This is a genomic window from Pseudomonas allokribbensis, from assembly GCF_014863605.1.
GTDB classification, from domain to species: Bacteria; Pseudomonadota; Gammaproteobacteria; order Pseudomonadales; family Pseudomonadaceae; genus Aquipseudomonas; species Aquipseudomonas allokribbensis.
Map to the genome: position 1 here is coordinate 176,582 of NZ_CP062252.1, position 17,226 is coordinate 193,807.

A 17,226-nucleotide genomic window follows, 5' to 3' on the forward strand; every position below is an offset into this window, starting at 1 on the left:
GTCAGATGACCGAGTCGATATCAAAGGTGTGCGGCGCGCCGATCTTGTGGCCGTAGAGCGTCGCCAGCAGCGGATCCTCTTCGGCGGCGTCCGGCGCCATGGCCAGTTGATGTGCGACGAGATTCTCCGGGTGGGCCTTCCAGCGCGGCAGGCTTTCGGCGAGTCGTTCCGGTTGTTCTGCCAGTCGCCCGTAAACGTCCTGGGCGACGACACGTTGATGCCGGAATATTTCCAGACGTTTGCGGGTGGCCTCCACTTTATCGACCTCTCGACTCAAGGCTTCGATAGCTTTTTCACTCGCGCGGACGTAGGCGTCCGGACGGCTCGACAAATCATTTCGCTTGTCCCGTAGTTGTAAAGTGATGCGTTGCAGCGCTTTCTCGACCAAGACGTATTCCTGATCGGTGACCAGTGAGCGCCCTGCCTCCAGCGCCTCCTGCCAACGGCGCAACGCCGCCCAGCACGCCGGAATGTACGCCCCGGTCATCGAGTGGTGCCCGGCGTCGAAGATCTGTTTGAGCAACGTCGGCCGATCCGGCAGACCGTGCCGCTGTCGAATCGCTACATCGCATGCGGCGTGCTGGGTGATGGTGTCGCAACCTGGTTTCCACAGGATCGATGACACTTGCCCACGCCCGAACTCGACCGGCATGGCGTGCCGCAGGCTGCCGTGATGGTCGTAGGCTTCTCCGGTCCAATTGGTGATACCGGCGACGAACACCGACAGACCCACCGGTACATTGACGAACGTCAGCGCCGCCCCGGTGCCGTAGATGTCGGCCTTGGTGTTCATCCAGCTGCCGGGCACGCTGGGCACCGGATCGTTGTGATTGACCATGCGGTGATGCACGAGATCGGCTGCGGCCTTCACGAAATCCGCGTCGCCGGCGCGGGGAGCGCCGTAGGTGTAGAGCTGGATGTTGTAGCCCTCGGGCCGGCGCCGAAGCATTTCGGACAGCAGCAATGTGATAGCGCCGCCGAGGCTGTGGCCGCAGATCAGGAGGTTCTGGCCGGTGTAGAACTTTTCGAGGTAACTGACGGCGAAAGTCGCGGCTTTCCTGGCAGCTTCATAGAAACCCCGATGTACCTTGCCTTCACCTTCGGCAAATGGGACTTGCAAGGCATCGGCATCACGTAATCCATCGGCGATTATCTCGGCGGTGCCGCGAACGGCGATCAGGATCAGTTCGTCGTTGTGAGTGATGAAGGCTTGGGTGTCGGTACTGTCTTTATTACCGATGTCGTCGAGGAAGTGGACGCTGGCCGGGTGTTCCGGATCCCGTTCAGGGCTGTGCCTGTTAACTGCATAGAGGTTCGGGTCAAACGGAATGATCTCTAGCCTTCTTGAGTACGGAACATCCTCGTATAGCGGGTAATAGGCTTTGGTCTGAGCGTTGTCGACTTTCCACAGTTCCTCTCCCTTGGCCAGTGCATCGCCGAACCAGTTGCCGAGGCTGGGTTGCAGCGGAAATTTAACAGATCTGGTTTCGGCGGAAGGGACTTTGGGGTTCTGGCCGAAAGGGCAGTAACTCAGGGTTGCCATCAATGCGAGCTGGTACAGGTTGAGTGCACAGAATGCCGGAACTGTGGATAACATCGGCCGCAACGCGCGTAGCGGGCGCACTTCAAGAACGGTGTGACGTTGCGGCATCAGCGCTACGCCAAGTTTTCCGTGTTCGCGCATAATTGCAGCGCACCCGGAATCGAGGGGGTAATCGCGATAAACCTCGGGTGGCAGGTGCGAGGCATGCCTGACAAGATGACGGACTTCGACTTGAAAGTAATCCCCACCGTCTGCGATTTCCGGGCGTTCGCGTCTGCGGGTGGCATTTTGGTTCAGGTAGCGGGTTGCCTCGGCTCGGACCTGAAGTTCGGTGATTTTCAGGGGGTAATGTGGCCTGCCTTGCAAATATGAGTAGAGCTTTTCCTTTCCTTCGTACGCTTGATCAAACAGCAGCGAAATTGGCCCCGCAAAGTGGTTGTCTACTCTGCCCTTGCCCGCAGCGTCCAAGCGGCCCGTGTATTTATGGCCTTCCGAGTCGGTGACGATATAAGCCAACCCGGCGTAGGGCTCACCCGAGCAGAACTCGTCGATGAGTTGGAAACTTGTCCATTTGCCACCCTCGGGACATTTCAGCATGCGGCTACTCAACGGAGATTGCAGATCCTTGTCCAGTACTGTCATGGCGAAACCTTCTTTTCCGTACATCCGGGATATATGGTGCATTGCTGCCCGTCCGGCATTTGAAAGCCGCTGAAATCCGTGTAGTTGCCGTAACAAAAAGCGTACTGATCCTCAAAATTGTCGCCCATACAGCGTTTCCAGCCGTTGGGGACCTTGACCCAGGTGTCCTTGATGGCCGGCCGCTCTTCCGCTGCCAAGGTGATCTTCATCCTCACTGTTTTGCCCGGCAGTTGATCAGGGCTAAAAGCCCCGAACGTCTTGCCGTAGGCGCGTGCTCCCTGGGCATCGACTGTTCTGCAATCAAGGATCTTTCTGAGAATTCGCGGTTTACCCGAGGTGCGAAACCACCACTCACACTGACCATGGAAAGTGCTTTCACCAGCTTCGTTGAATACACCTTTGAACTGCTCCTCCAGATCATCACGGATGAAAACCATGGCTTCGTCACGACTGAAGTCGCTCCAGTCTTTGCCGTATGCCGAGTTGATCTCCAATACGATTCGCCTCACGACCAACGGGCACCCTTTAACCGTCTTGCGAATCGTGATTTCGGCATCCGGCTTGTAGTCCGTGCGCCACTTGCTGTTGAACACCGGGGCAAGGTTGTCGCGTCTGTCGAGGGTGCAGGTCTGGCCTTTCTCGGGTACGTAGTAAACCGCCGCGACGTAGGCAAATCCCGGCGGTAGATCGGCTGTAAATTTGAAAGTGTTTGGCGGTTCGGTCTTGCAGCCTCCCAGTGCCGCGAAACAGCCGATCAGACCGAGGCTTTTGAGCTGAATCTTCATGAGGGCACCTCCGCGTTCCAGTGCTTCGAGAGCTGGTAAACCCGATCAAAGTGTTCATCCGGCGTTTCGTCCGGTCGGGCTTGCCAATGGGGCGCGAGATTCGGAGTTTGCAGGCTGTGGATCAGCAGAAACTCCAGCCGCTCCGGCGCCAGCCAGCCCCAGGCTTCGGCCAGTTCCAGTCGTTCACGCAGCCAGACATGCGGATCTTGAGCGCACGCCAACGCGGAATAAGCCTGCACATGCCCGGCCAGCAGAAAGCGGTGGGCATTGGCCAGGCGAATCGCCATGGCTTGCTCATCAGGCATCGGCAGTTGCAGCCACGGTGGCGCGGCCGGCACGGGGTAGCTGCCCGGCGCGGGGTTATCGGTTATCTGCCAGTGCGAACCCTGCCAATGGCAAACGCTGATCGCCGGCCCCAGATACGCCGGCAAAGCATCCACCGGTAGATGCTCCAGCGCCCGGGCCAGCACCCGGTTGTCGTGAAAGCGATACAGCACCTGATGCGGGCGGGCGCCGACGATCAGCCGGTCCTGCCAGTGCCGGACCCAGGTCTTCAACTCGCTTTGGCCCAGGCTGGCCAACCATCCCCAATGGCTGTCCGGCCTGTCGAGCAGGGCGTCGAGACGACGGTCGTCGGGCTGGTCGAAGGTGAAGAGGAATGGGCCGGTGTCTGCCAGTTCGGCGACTGCGGTTTCGCTGTAGAGGCTGGCGTATTGCTCGTAACGGCTGCTTTTCAGCCAGCGCTGGCGCATGTCGCGCTCGTTCTGCGAGTCGAGGACCAGGCACAGGAGGCGATCGGCACGGTGTTGCTCGACCAGCCAGCGTCGTACAAGGGAGTCGCTCATGCTGCGGCCTCCGGGATCGTGCACATGCCCGCACGGCAGGCTTCGCAGATCGGGCAGAAATCCGCGCCCAGGGTTTTGCTGGCGGTCATCAATGCCTGTTGCGAGGGTGCGACCAATGGCGGCAAAGGTGCGGGAGCCGACAGGTCTTCAATACCGTCGGGCTGCAACAGCGGGGCTCGTAGCAAGGGCACCGGTGCGCCGCCGATCAGCAGATCGCTGCTGCCGAAAAGGCCGCTGTGGTCGAGGACAAAATGCTCGCCACCGACCTTCAGGCTGATGCTTTTTCCGGCTTCCAGCACCAGATGTTCGCCGGCGCTGAAGCACATCTGCCCGGCGGCTTCGGCCGTCAGCGATTGACCGGTCTTGATGTGGCTGCTTCCGCCGACATGCAGGTAGTCGCTGGCCTTGAGCCGGGTCTTGCGATCACCGGCGACGGTGCGGTGTTCCTCGGCATGCAGCACGCTGAAGCTGTTGCCCCGGACGGTTTCCCGCCGTTGGTTGCCGATTTCCAGATGACTGTCGTTCTCGACCTTCAGCTGAAGATCGCGCTGGGCGCGCAGGTAAATCTGTTCCTGGCCTGCGCGGTCTTCGATCATCAACTCGTTGAAGCCCGTGCTGTCCGGCGAGCTGCGGGAGCGAAACACGCTGCGGGTCTTGTGCATCGGTAACTCGTAAGGCACCGGGTTGGCGCTGTTGGTCAGGCAGCCACTGATCACCGGATAGTCGGGATCGCCGTGGAGAAAGGTCACCAGCACTTCCATGCCTACGCGCGGGATGATCACGCTGCCATGGGCGTTGCCGGCCCAGCCCGAGGCCACCCGCAGCCAGCAACTGCTTTTGTCGTTATGGCGACCCTCGCGATCCCAGAAAAACTGCACCTTGACCCGGCCATACCGGTCGCAATGGATGTCCTCGCCTTCCGGGCCGGTGACCACAGCGGTCTGGGTCGAGCCGATGCGGGGTTTGCGAAAGCGCAACGGCGGGCGGTAGATCGCCTCCCAGGGTGTTGCCTTGAAGTGGTTGCGATAGCCCTGAATGAAGTCCTTCTCCGGGCTGAGTGGCGTGTGGCTGCCGGTTTCCTCCAGCACTTGCGGTTGCTTGCCCTCGTGCCGGATTTCAGTCAGCAGCCACAAGTCGTTCAATGCCGGATCGGGATGTTCGGTCAGTGACAGAAAATGTCCCGACACCAGCGCCGGTTCGTTGCTGTCGCCTTCGCCCAGGCAGTCATCGGCGCGCTGGCGCTCCAGGGCCCGCCGGGCCAATCGCTTGCCGTGCTCGCGAACGAGGTAGCGTCCCGGATACTCGTATACCTCAAGCTCTGGCTGAAGGTGTTGATCAGGTTTTCGGGCATCCGCTTCCAGCGCCATCCGCGCCTTTTTAAAGTCATAGGCGCGGCTGGAGGCATGGTTGGGCCGGGTTTCGAGACGGTAGTTGAAACGCTGGATCACCGGCCTGTCGGCGACCATGGCGTTGTGGGGTTTGAAGCGTGTTGGCCGAGAGAGGCGGGGAAACACGGTCTGATCGTCGCCAAATACCAGCAGGTGCCTGTCGCGGCTGTGCCGGAAGTGGTAGTGCAGGCCGTCTTCCTGACACAGGCGCTGGATGAAGTGCAGGTCCGATTCGTTGTACTGCACGCAATATTCACGATCCGGCAACGGCTCGCCGAGCTTGAACTGGTAGAGGTCAGCGTGAATGCCATGTTCTTCGAGAATCTGCGCGAGGATTCGTGGCACGCTCAGGTTCTGGAAAATCCGTTGATTGATGCGATGACGCAGATTGGCCAGCCGAGGGGCCAGGGTCAGGCTGTATCGCGTCAATCGCTTGCCGATGTTTCCCCGAGCGATGTGCTGGACCTGTCCGTGGATGCCGTGGCCCTGGTCATCGAAAGCAAGAAAGGCCTGTTGGTGCATCAGGCCTGGAAGATCGGCATCCGGTCTGGTGCTGACCAGCTCGACCTTGAAGGCAAAGGGTTCGCTGACGGCTTCGGTGCCGGTGAAGGAAAGCACCTGAAAATCGTGTTTAAAATCGTCGGTCGTGAGGCGAAAACGAGCATTGGCATTGAACATCCGTTGTTCCTTGTCCTGTGACGGATTCGGAACAACGCTATCAAGGTGAACCGCGAAATGATGTCGGATATTTCCCAATAAAATGGGTTGAAGTGCCCGGACTACAAGGGGCCGGCCTTGTTCCTACATCTTTTTCCTACATGGCTTCGCGCAGACTTTGTAGGGCGCCGGTAGCGCATCAGTTGAAGGAAATGCAGAAGTAGCCCAATTGCGGATCTCGCCCCATCGCCGGCACCCGTGACACGAAGATGTCCTCCACTCGCCCGAGTTCCGGCAGTTCCAATGCGCACAAACCGTCGACAAACTCGGTCGGCACCAGGCTGTTGAATTCGAGGCAGAAGGGCATGCGTTCGCTGAAGCGGGTTTTCGCCGCAGGGACTTCTTCGAGGTATTCGATCTGAATCGGCAGCGCTGTGCCGTCCGGCAGGTGCAGCGTGTGTTGTTGTCCCAGCAATGCCTGGGCGTGTTGGATCTGAACCGCTTGCAGCATGGTCTGACTCCAGTGACGAGAGAAACGGCCGGGGGCCCGAGGCCCCCGGCGGTTGTTCAGTTGCGCGAAGGGAAGAGGCCGTTCAGGGCAACGCTGAAGTTGAGGACCAGGAAGGGGTTCATGATGCCCAGCGGCTGACTGCCGCCGGTGGAGGAAATGTCCCCGGTGACGGTTGTGGTCAGGCCTTTGATCGGAATCGGCGTGGCGCCTTGGGCGTCGGAGTAGATATTCGCCGAGCCTGGGCCGCCACCGGAGGCGCCGATGTAGGAGTTGGTGGCGGTTGGCGTGGTCGCCGGATTGCTCGCGGGTACGGCCAGTTTCAAGGCCGTATTGGCGGTGAGACCGGTCATGGCGTGCGTATGATTGGGCATGTTGGCAATGGTGGCGGTGACACTCTCGGTGCCGGACACTTCACCGATGACACGCGGCGTCAGCCCCAGCCCGGCCCCCTGAGCGACCATCGTGCGCCCTTGCAGATTGGGCAACTGAAAGTTGGTCGTGCCATTACCGCCGTAGTAGGTACCCAGCAAGGCAAACAACGCCTGGTATTGCGAGATGCCCAGGATTTGTCCATTACACAAGGCCCAGCCGCTGGGAGCGAAGTTGAAGGCGAACGGTTGAATCGTACCCATAAAGACTTCCATGGTTCCTCATCCTTCTGTTATGTGGTCGGCGCGCCGCGCGGTAGCCTCTACTGCCGGGCAGGTCGAAACGCTTTACTGACTCCTTCCATTTGCGCGGGCAGGTCACGCCAAGCCGTAGCGTAGACCCGGATCGACGGACTTGCCGGACGTCGTCGTGGCCGCGCGTCGGCTTCAGCTCTGGCCTACAGTGTGCGCAATGAATGGCGCTGTTTTTTACTCGGAATACCGTAAGGGAAGGTTGATGGAAGCGCGTCGCGAGACTCCGCTGGGGGATACCCAGGACCCGTTTGCCGCACCGAATGCCGGTGTCCGGCGTTTGCTGCGCTGGGCTCGCCAGCAGTGGCTGATACCGATTTTGCTGTTGGCGACGGTCGTGCGTTTTTATGACCTGACCGCTGCCGCGATCTGGGGCGACGAAGGTTCCAGCCTGCTGCTGGCGAACTATTCGCTGGGCGGCATCTGGGAGCATGCGGCGTTCGATGTGCATCCGCCGTTTTACTTCATGCTGCTGCATGGCTGGATCGGGTTGTTCGGCGACGGCATCCTGTCGATCCGCAGCCTCAGCGCCCTGGCCGGCATCGCCACGGTCGGGCTGGGTGTTTGCCTGGTCGACCGTCTGGCCACCCGCCGCGCCGCGATCATCGCCGGGGTGCTGCTGGCGCTGCTGCCGACGGCGGTGCGCTACAGCCAGGAAGTGCGCATGTACTCGCTGCTCGGCCTGCTGCTGATCGGCACCACCCTGGCGTTGATCTGCTGGATCAGGCGCCCGCAGCGTCGCCGGTATCTGCTGATCTATGCGCTGCTGATGACCGCCGCGTTGTACACCCATTATTTCGCCGTGCTGGCTGCGTTGAGCCACTGGCTGTATCTGGGGCTGATCCGCTTGCTGCCGGGTTATCGCCTGCGGCATCTCCAGCGCAAGGACTGGTGGCTGGCCAACCTGGCCATTGTCGTGCTCTACCTGCCGTGGCTGCCGAACCTGCTCGGTCTCATGCAACACATGGAAGAGCTCAAGGCCGGTGGCGATGTCGGCTGGGAAGATCCGGTGACCCTGTCTTCCCTGCCGTCGATGATCTGGCTGTGGCTGATCCAGAACGATGGTGACCATCTTCCGCTGTTGCTGTTCGGCGGTGTGCCGCTGGCCTTGCTGATGCTGGCGGGCGTGGCCGTTGCCCGCGACCGCAGCGTGAATCATGGCAGTGTGCTGCTGGCGCTCTATACCGGTGTGCCGTTGCTGCTGGTGTTCGCGGTGTCTTTCATCAGCCCGGTGTTTATCGAGCGTTATCTGACAGCCTATGCGCTGGGATTGCCGATGCTGGCGGGGCTGGCCATCGATCGTTTGTACAGCCGTGTTCGTGTGCTCGCGATAGCGGTGCTGGTATCGCTGATCGGGGTCGAGATGATCGGGGTGAACACCAACGCCACGGTCGATCCGAACGACCAGTTCAATGTCATGGTCGATCACATCAACCGCCACTTCGTCAGCGGCGACCGGATCGTCACCAGCGACATGCTCTGGTACTTGAGCTACGTCTACTACAACCGCACGGATGCCCAGATCCGCTTGTATACACCGCCCGCCGCCGATGGCCGTTCGACGCGTCCGAACCACTATGGTTTCGGCACGCTGGTGTCCGATGAGGTCTATCTGGATCGGCTGGGGGATCTGCCGAAGGACAGCGCTCGAGTCTGGCTGATCGGTGATCTGGACGTGGATGTACCCGATCCATTCGTACCCTTGCCGCCGACCTGGGAATTGCATGATCAGACCCACGCCGGTGGAGCGAAAGCGCGACTTTTTTCGCTGAAAACAGCGCAAGGAACAGAAGCCAGATGACTTAAACGCTTCACCTTTTTATTCGCGATAAAAACGCATTTTAATAATCCGTTTTGCTCTATTTTGATATCAAAACACTACTAGTCGAAAGGGTATTGTTGGACTACGCTCGTCGGACAAAGGGACTTACAAATACGGTGAAGGGATGCAGCAGTTCCACTTTATCTCCGGCTTGCCGCGCTCGGGCTCGACCCTGCTTTCTGCGATCCTTCTGCAGAACCCGCGCTTTCATGCCGGCATGACCAGCCCGGTCGGCGCACTGTTCTCCGGTGTCCTTGAACAATGCAGCGCCGGCAGCGAATTCGGCGCGGTGATCGGCACCGAGATGCGCCGTCGCCTGCTGCGCGGGCTCTTCGACTCCTACTACGCCGACAAGGCCGACAAACCGGTGGTGTTCGACACCAATCGGCAGTGGAGCTCACGCCTGCCGGCCATCAGCGATCTGTTTCCCCAAGCCAAAGTCATTGCCTGCGTGCGCAACGTCGCCTGGGTGATGGACAGCCTGGAACGGCTGTACCGCGCCAATCCCTATGAAAACACCAAGCTGTTCGGCGATGCCGTCGAGCGCAACACGGTCTACAGTCGCTGCGAAACCCTGGCCCAGCGCAACCGCCTGGTGGGATTCGCCTGGGCGGCGCTCAAGGAAGCCTATTACGGCGAGCACGCCGATTCGCTGTTGATCGTCGATTACGACTTGTTGACCCAGGCCCCGGAGCGCGTGCTGCGGCTGGTCTACGACTTCATTGGCGAACCCTGGTTCGAACACGATTTCGAACACCTGGCCTATGACGCGCCAGAGTTCGACCAGGCCCTTGGCGTGGCCGGCCTGCACAAAGTCAAACCCAAGGTCGCCCTGCAGTCCCGGCGCACGATTCTGCCGCCGGACCTGTTCAAGCAATACGCCGATTTGTCCTTTTGGCTCGATGGCTCAGCCAGCGCTGCCAATGTCATTCGTATGAAGTCCGACGCCGCGATCAGCTGATCGCGGCGTTTTTCATTGATGCGTTACAACTGTTCGAGTCCGGGTGAGCAACATGTGGTGGAGCAAGCAAAAGTCGCGGGTAACCGAAGGCCAACGGACGCTGGCTGCGCCGCTGATCATGTCGCTGGAACCGCGCATGCTGTTCGACGGTGCCGTCGCGGCCACTGTCGCTGATACAGCCGCCCAGGCCGACAGCCATCCCACCGCCGATGCAGCCAAGGCGCCGACGGCCGATCATCCGGTGGCCAGCAAGGACACCCACGGCCAGGCCGATGCCACGCCTGCCGCCAGCCCTGTCGCGGTACCGGGCCAGAGCGTGGTGTTCGTCGATGCCCGGGTCAAGGATGCCGACAGCCTGCTCAAAGGCGTCGCTCCCGGCACGCAAGTGGTCAAGCTCGATGCCAGCAAGGATGGTTTGCAGCAGATCGCCGATTACCTCGACCAGCACTCGGGCGTCAGCTCGGTGCAGATCATCGCCCACGGCAACGCCGGTGACCTTTGGCTTGGCAACAGCTACCTGTCGGCGGACAACGTTGCGCAGCGCAGCGCAGTGCTGGCGGAAATCGGCAAGGACATGAACGTCGGCGGCGACATCCTCATTTACGGCTGCTACACCGCCGAGGGTGACCGAGGCCTGAGCTTCGTCGACTCGCTGGCGCAATTGACCGGCCGCGACGTGGCGGCATCGAACAACCGCACCGGTGTGGGCGGCGACTGGGATCTGGAAATCGCCACGGGCAAGATCGAGAGCGCCAACGTGCTGTCGACCCTGTCGATGAGCGAGTACCAGTGGGGCCTCGCCACCTGGACCGCCACCAACAACGCGAACACCGGGGTCGGCTCGCTGCGAGCAGCTTTGGCCTCGGCGCAGAACGGCGACATCGTGACCTTCGGCACCAGCATGACGGTGCAGCTCACTTCGGAGTTGTTGATCAACAAGAACATCACGGTCGATGGCGACCTGAACAACGACGGTGTCGCCGACGTCACGCTCGATGGCCAGTACAAGACCCGGGTGGTGGAAATCACCTCCGGCAGTACGGTAACGCTCGATGGCCTGGTCATTACCCGGGGCCTGGTCTCGGGTAACGGCGGCAATGGCGGCTACGGCGCAACCGGCGCCATGGGCGGCGGGATTTTCAACGCCGGTATCCTGACCCTGAATAACGTTTCGGTCACGGGTAACGCGGCGGCCGGCGGTGGTGGCGGCGGCGGTGTCACGGGCGCCAACTACGGCGGCGGTGGCGGCGGTGGCGGTGGCCTTGGTGGTCAGGGCGGCGGCCATGGCGGCACGGCCGGGCCAGGTACAGGTACGCTGGGCGGCCAGGCCGGCAGCGGGGGTGTCGGCGGCTACGGCGGTGGCTATGACGCAACGCACATGGGCGGACGCGGCGGCTCGACCACCGGCGGCGCCGGCGGTGTGGGCGTGTCCTATTACAGTAACGGCGGCAACGGCGGCACGGCCAACAACGGCACCATTTCCATTGGCGGCGGCGGTGGCGGCTCCGGTTGGGACAAGGTCGGCGGCGTCGGCGGCAACGCGGCCGGCGGCATTTACAACGCCTCGACCGGCACCCTGAAAATCGTCGGCACCTCAGTCATCAGCAACAACATCGGTGCAGGCGGCGGGGGTGGCGGCGGCAGCGGCCAGGGCAGCAACAACCTGAACGGCGGCGACGGCGGTCGGGGTGTCGGTGCGATCTGGAACCAGGGCGGCACGGTACTGATCACCGCCGCCAACTTCAGCGCCATCAGCGGCAACGCGGCCGGCAGCGGCGCCGGCGGTACGGAACTGGGCGGCGGCGTGACGGGCTCTGTACCGTTGGCCTTCGCGGCGATCTACAACAATGGCGGCACGCTCAATACCGCCTATGTGGAACCACCGACCGCGACCATCGTGATGTCGGACACAGCCCTGAAAATCGGCGAAACCTCGCTGGTGACCATCACCTTCAGCCGGGCAGTCACCGGGTTTACCAACGCCGACCTGACCATCGCCAACGGCACGCTGACATCGGTCAGCAGCAGCGACGGCGGCCTGACCTGGACCGCGACCTTCACGCCAACCAACAACATTACCGACAGCACCAACCTGATTACCCTCGACAACACCGGGGTGACCGCGATCAGCGACGGCGTGGCGGGCGTCGGCACGACTAATTCCGTCAACTACGCGATCGATACCGCACGGCCGACCGTGACCATCGTGATGTCCGATACGGCATTGAAGATCGGCGATACGTCGCTGGTGACCTTCACTTTCAGCGAAGCGGTGACCGGTTTCACCAACGCCGACCTGACCATCGCCAACGGCACATTGACGGCGGTGAGCAGCAGCGACGGTGGCATCACCTGGACCGGAACATTTACCCCGAGCGGCAGCATCACCGACACCACCAACCTTATCTCCCTGGACAACACCGGTATCGCCGACCTTGCCGGCAACGCCGGCAGCGGCACGACGGATTCGGCCAATTACGTGATCGATACCGTGCGGCCGACAGCGACCATTGTCGTTGCCGACACCAATCTGGCGGCGGGTGAAACCTCGCTGGTGACCATTACCTTCAGCGAAGCGGTCAGCGGCTTCACCACCGCCGACATGACGGTGGCCAATGGCACCCTGAGCGGACTGAGCAGCAGTGACGGCGGCATTACCTGGACTGCTACGCTGACGCCGACCGGCAGCATCACGGACACCACCAACCTGATCACCCTGGATAACACCGGGGTCGTCGATCTGGCCGGCAACGCCGGCAGCGGCTCCACCAACTCGAACAACTACGCCATCGACACCGCGCGGCCGACCGCGACCATCGTGGTGGCTGACAACGCTCTGAAAATCGGCGAAACCTCGCTGGTGACCATCACTTTCAGTGAAGCGGTGACCGGTTTCACCAACGCTGATCTGACCATCGCCAATGGCACGTTGACGGCGGTCAGCAGCAGCGACGGCGGCATCACCTGGACGGCAACGTTCACACCCACCGCCAGCATCACTGACGCGACCAACCTGATCACCCTGAACAACACCGGCATCGCTGACCTGAACGGCAACGCCGGCAGCGGCACGACCGATTCAAACAATTACGCGATCGACACCCAGCGTCCGACCGCGACCATCGTGGTGGCTGACAACGCTCTGAAAATCGGCGAAACCTCGCTGGTAACCATCACCTTCAGCGAAGCGGTGACCGGTTTCACCAACGCCGACCTGACCATCGCCAACGGCACGTTGTCGGCCGTCAGCAGCAGCGACGGCGGCATTACCTGGACCGCGACGTTCACCCCGAGCGCCAACATCACCGATGCCACCAACCTGATTACGCTGGATAACACCGGCATCGCTGACCTGGCCGGTAACGCCGGCAGCGGCACCGTCGATTCCAACAACTACGCCATCGATACCCAGCGTCCGACCGCGACCATCGTGGTCGCTGACAGCAACCTCACGGCCGGTGAAACGACTCTGGTGACTTTCACCTTCAGCGAAGCGGTGACCGGTTTCAGCAATGCCGACATTGTGGTTGCCAACGGCACCCTGACGGCGGTCAGCAGCAGCGACGGGGGCATCACCTGGACGGCAACGTTCACGCCGAACGTGGGCGTCAACGACGCGACCAACGTGATCGGCCTGGCCAACACCGGCATCGCCGACCTGGCGGGCAACGCCGGCAGCGGCACGACCAACTCCAACAACTACACCATCGACACCGTACTGCCGACCGCTACCATCATCATTTCCGACAACTCACTGAAAATCGGCGAGACCTCGCTGGTGACCATCACGTTCAGCGAGGCGGTCACCGGTTTCACCAACGCCGACCTGACCATCGCCAACGGTACGTTGACGGCGGTCAGCAGCAGCGACGGCGGCATCACCTGGACGGCAACGTTCACGCCGACCAGCAACATCAACGACGCCACCAACCTGATCGTTCTGGACAATACCGGCGTACAGAACCTGTCGGGCAACGCGGGTAGCGGCACCACCGATTCGAACAATTACGCGATCGATACCGTGCGTCCGACCGCCACCATTGTGGTCGCCGACAGCGCGCTCGGCATCGGCCAGACCAGCCTGGTGACCATCACCTTCAGCGAAGCAGTGACCGGTTTCACCAACGCCGACCTGACCATCGCCAACGGCACGCTGAGTGCGGTGAGCAGCAGCGATGGCGGCATTACCTGGACGGCAACGTTCACGCCGGCGGCCGGTATCACCGACACCACGAACATCATCACACTCGACAACACCGGCATCGCTGACCTTGCGGGCAACGCCGGCAGCGGAACCACCGATTCCAACAACTATGCGATCGACAGCCAGCGCCCGACCGCGACCATCGTGCTTTCCGACAGCAACCTCAGCGCCGGTGAAACCTCGCTGGTGACCATCACGTTCAGCGAAGCGGTGAGCGGTTTCACCAACGCCGACCTGACGATTGCCAACGGTACGCTGACGGCCGTGAGCAGTAGCGACGGCGGCATCACCTGGACGGCGACGTTCACCCCGAACGTGGGCGTCAACGACGCTACCAACGTGATCGCCCTGGCCAACGCCGGGGTCGCCGACCTGGCCGGCAACGCCGGCAGCGGAACCACCAGCTCGGCCAATTACACCATCGATACCGTGCTGCCGACCGCGACCATCATCGTGGCCGACCCCAGTCTGAAGATCGGCGAGACCTCGCTGGTGACCATTACCTTCAGCGAGGCGGTGACCGGTTTCACCAACGCCGACCTGACGATTGCCAACGGCACGTTGTCGGCCGTCAGCAGCAGCGACGGCGGCATCACCTGGACGGCCACCTTCACGCCGACCACCAACATCACCGATGCCACCAACCTGATTACGCTGGACAACTCCGGTGTTCAAAACCTGTCGGGCAATGCCGGCAGCGGCACCACCGATTCGAACAATTATTCGATCGATACGGTGCGCCCGACCGCCACTATCGTAGTGGCTGACACCGCACTCGGCGTCGGCCAGACCAGTCTGGTGACCATTACCTTCAGCGAAGCGGTGACCGGTTTCACCAATGCCGACCTGACCATCGACAACGGCACGCTGAGTGCGGTGAGCAGCAGCGATGGCGGCATCACCTGGACGGCCACCTTTACCCCGGCGGCCGGTATCACCGACACCACCAACATCATCACGCTGGACAACACCGGCATCGCCGACCTTGCGGGCAACGCCGGCAGTGGCACCACCGACTCCAACAACTACGCGGTCGACAGTCAGCGCCCGACCGCGACCATTGTCATGAGCGACTCCAGCCTGCGGCCGGGTGAAACGTCGCTGGTGACCATCACGTTCAGCGAGGCGGTGACCGGATTCGACAATTCCGACCTGAGCGTCGCCAACGGCACGTTGAGCAACGTCAGCAGCAGCGACGGCGGCATCACCTGGACGGCCACGTTCACGCCAAACATCGGTGTGACCGACCTCACCAACCTGATTGTCCTGAACAACACCGGCATCACCGACCTGGCCGGCAACACCGGCACTGGCACCACCAGTTCGGCCAACTACCAGGTGCAGACCCTGGTGCCGACCGCCACCATCGTGGTTGCCGACACTTCGCTCAAGGCCGGGGAAACCTCGTTGGTGACCATCACCTTCAGCGAAGCGGTGAGCGGTTTCGACAACAGTGACCTGACCATCGCCAACGGCACATTGAGCAATGTCAGCAGCAGCGACGGCGGTATTACCTGGACCGCGACCTTCACGCCGACGGCCAATATCTCTGACGCCACCAACCTGATCACCCTGAACAACGCCGGGGTGGCCAACCTGTCGGGCAACAGTGGCATCGGCAACACCGATTCCAACAACTTCGCCATCGACACCGCGCTGCCGACCGCCACCATCGTGGTCGCCGACAACCGGCTGGGCATCGGTGAAACCACCACCGTGACCATCACCTTCAGCGAAGCGGTGAGCGGCTTCGACCTGTCCGACATCAGCGTCGCCAACGGTGCGCTGTCGAACCTGACCAGCAGCGACGGCGGCGTGACCTGGACGGCGACCTTCACGCCAACAGCCGGTGTCAACGACGCGACCAACCTGATTCTGATCGACACCGCAGGTGTCCAGGATCTGGCCGGCAACCTTGGCGCGAGCATCGCCATCTCCAACAACTACATCCTCGATGCGACCCGGCCGACGGTGAACATCGTGGTCGCCAACCCGCATCTGGGCATCGGTCAGAGCACCACGGTGACCTTCACCTTCAGCGAGGCGGTGAGCAATTTCGACCTGTCCGACCTGAGCGTGACCAACGGTGACCTGAGCAACCTGACCAGCAGCGATGGCGGCAAGACCTGGACCGCGACCTTCACGCCGACCGCGAATGTCACCGACCCAAGCAATTTCATTGCCCTGGACACCAGCAACGTCACCGACCTGGCGGGCAACGTCGGCAGCACGGTGTCGGTGTCGAACAACTATGCCCTCGACAGTGAGCGGCCGACCGCCACGGTAGTGGTCGCCAACCCGAACCTGGGCGTCGGCCAGACGTCGCAGGTGATCATCACCTTCAACGAAGCGGTGACCGGTTTCGATCTGTCGGACCTCAGCGTGGCCAATGGCACCTTGTCCAACCTGAGCAGCAGCGACGGCGGCAAGACCTGGACCGCTACCCTGACGCCGAACGCCAACGTCAACAGCGCCAGCAATGCGATCAGCATCAACAGTGCCGGGGTCAGCGATCTGTCCGGAAACAGCGGCAGTGGTGTCAGCAGTTCCGGCAACTACGTGATCAATACAGTGCCGGCAGTGTCACCGACTTCACCGTCAGTCGTGGTGACGCCGGATCCGGAGTTCCGCAGCAGCGATCCGGTCGTGCAGCCGCCACCGCCGAACGTCCCGCTGCAACCGATCGTCTTCATGCCGCCCACCGGCAACCTCGGTTCACCGCTGACTTTCGCACCGTTGTTCGAACAGCGGGTGATCGGCGACGGCATCCGTCCGCTGGGCGATATTTTCATCAACCAAGGTGCGTTGAGCCCGAGTTTCATTGCCCAGGTCTTCACCAGCAGCGACAGCGGCGGTGACGGTTCCGGCCATGGCTTCCTCGGATTCGGCGGCGGCGATGGCGGGGTATTTGGCAGCAGCACGCTGTCGAGTCTGTTCAATCAGGACAGCGCCGCCGAGCGGGGTTCGCTGAACGCTTTCGACAGCCACTCGATCCGGGGCGGCGACGTGTCCCAAGGCCTGCGCGGTGTGTTCGGCGCGCCGACCCTGGGCCAGCAACTGCAACAGATCAAGGACAGCGAGCAGCACCGGGTCGACAACCTGGCGGCGGCTCTGCAACAGGTCGGCATCAGCGAAATGCCGGCCTGACAACACACAACAACTCAATATGTGCGGGACCTAGGGGCGAT

General features: G+C 61.7%; 9 protein-coding genes. 3 read left to right on the top strand and 6 right to left on the bottom strand.

The window, feature by feature from the left end:
• Nucleotide 1 precedes the first annotated feature (1 nt).
• The 6 genes from IF199_RS00760 to IF199_RS00785 all read right to left on the bottom strand — a co-directional run bounded on the left by IF199_RS00760 (nt 2) and on the right by IF199_RS00785 (nt 7,015).
• A complete protein-coding gene (locus IF199_RS00760; RefSeq protein WP_192559443.1) occupies nt 2-2,185 on the bottom strand; it encodes a lipase family protein in 2,184 nt (727 codons plus the stop codon).
• Nucleotides 2,182-2,970, bottom strand: coding sequence for a hypothetical protein (locus IF199_RS00765; RefSeq protein ID WP_192559444.1), 789 nt, complete (start codon nt 2,968-2,970; stop codon nt 2,182-2,184). The genes IF199_RS00760 and IF199_RS00765 overlap by 4 nt, the downstream gene beginning before the upstream one ends.
• On the bottom strand, nt 2,967-3,815 hold the full coding sequence (locus IF199_RS00770) for a DUF4123 domain-containing protein (RefSeq protein WP_192559445.1): 849 nt from the start codon (nt 3,813-3,815) through the stop codon (nt 2,967-2,969). Before IF199_RS00770 ends, IF199_RS00765 begins: the two co-directional genes overlap by 4 nt.
• Nucleotides 3,812-5,881 (bottom strand): type VI secretion system Vgr family protein, encoded by a 2,070-nt coding sequence (locus IF199_RS00775; protein ID WP_192559446.1) that lies wholly within the window; start codon nt 5,879-5,881, stop codon nt 3,812-3,814. The genes IF199_RS00770 and IF199_RS00775 overlap by 4 nt, the downstream gene beginning before the upstream one ends.
• 178 nt (nt 5,882-6,059) lie before the next feature.
• Complete coding sequence (locus tag IF199_RS00780) at nt 6,060-6,371, bottom strand: DUF6916 family protein (protein WP_096823021.1); 312 nt, start codon at nt 6,369-6,371, stop codon at nt 6,060-6,062.
• A gap of 56 nt (nt 6,372-6,427) precedes the next feature.
• A complete protein-coding gene (locus IF199_RS00785; protein WP_192559447.1) occupies nt 6,428-7,015 on the bottom strand; it encodes a phage tail protein in 588 nt (195 codons plus the stop codon).
• A gap of 241 nt (nt 7,016-7,256) precedes the next feature.
• On the opposite strand from IF199_RS00785, the gene IF199_RS00790 reads away from it, so the two are divergent.
• The 3 genes from IF199_RS00790 to IF199_RS00800 all read left to right on the top strand — a co-directional run bounded on the left by IF199_RS00790 (nt 7,257) and on the right by IF199_RS00800 (nt 17,185).
• Nucleotides 7,257-8,852: a glycosyltransferase family 39 protein gene (locus IF199_RS00790; RefSeq protein ID WP_192559448.1), complete on the top strand. Its 1,596-nt coding sequence runs from the start codon at nt 7,257-7,259 to the stop codon at nt 8,850-8,852.
• 145 nt (nt 8,853-8,997) lie between these two features.
• Complete coding sequence (locus IF199_RS00795; RefSeq protein WP_192559449.1) at nt 8,998-9,834, top strand: sulfotransferase family protein; 837 nt, start codon at nt 8,998-9,000, stop codon at nt 9,832-9,834.
• A gap of 52 nt (nt 9,835-9,886) precedes the next feature.
• Nucleotides 9,887-17,185 (top strand): Ig-like domain-containing protein, encoded by a 7,299-nt coding sequence (locus IF199_RS00800; protein ID WP_192559450.1) that lies wholly within the window; start codon nt 9,887-9,889, stop codon nt 17,183-17,185.
• Nucleotides 17,186-17,226 lie beyond the last annotated feature (41 nt).

Coding starts and splice junctions, on each gene's coding strand:
- IF199_RS00760 (WP_192559443.1), bottom strand. CDS start 2,185: ATGACAGTACTGGACAAGGATCTGCAATCTCCGTTGAGTAGCCGCATG.
- IF199_RS00765 (WP_192559444.1), bottom strand. CDS start 2,970: ATGAAGATTCAGCTCAAAAGCCTCGGTCTGATCGGCTGTTTCGCGGCA.
- IF199_RS00770 (WP_192559445.1), bottom strand. CDS start 3,815: ATGAGCGACTCCCTTGTACGACGCTGGCTGGTCGAGCAACACCGTGCC.
- IF199_RS00775 (WP_192559446.1), bottom strand. CDS start 5,881: ATGTTCAATGCCAATGCTCGTTTTCGCCTCACGACCGACGATTTTAAA.
- IF199_RS00780 (WP_096823021.1), bottom strand. CDS start 6,371: ATGCTGCAAGCGGTTCAGATCCAACACGCCCAGGCATTGCTGGGACAA.
- IF199_RS00785 (WP_192559447.1), bottom strand. CDS start 7,015: ATGGAAGTCTTTATGGGTACGATTCAACCGTTCGCCTTCAACTTCGCT.
- IF199_RS00790 (WP_192559448.1), top strand. CDS start 7,257: ATGGAAGCGCGTCGCGAGACTCCGCTGGGGGATACCCAGGACCCGTTT.
- IF199_RS00795 (WP_192559449.1), top strand. CDS start 8,998: ATGCAGCAGTTCCACTTTATCTCCGGCTTGCCGCGCTCGGGCTCGACC.
- IF199_RS00800 (WP_192559450.1), top strand. CDS start 9,887: ATGTGGTGGAGCAAGCAAAAGTCGCGGGTAACCGAAGGCCAACGGACG.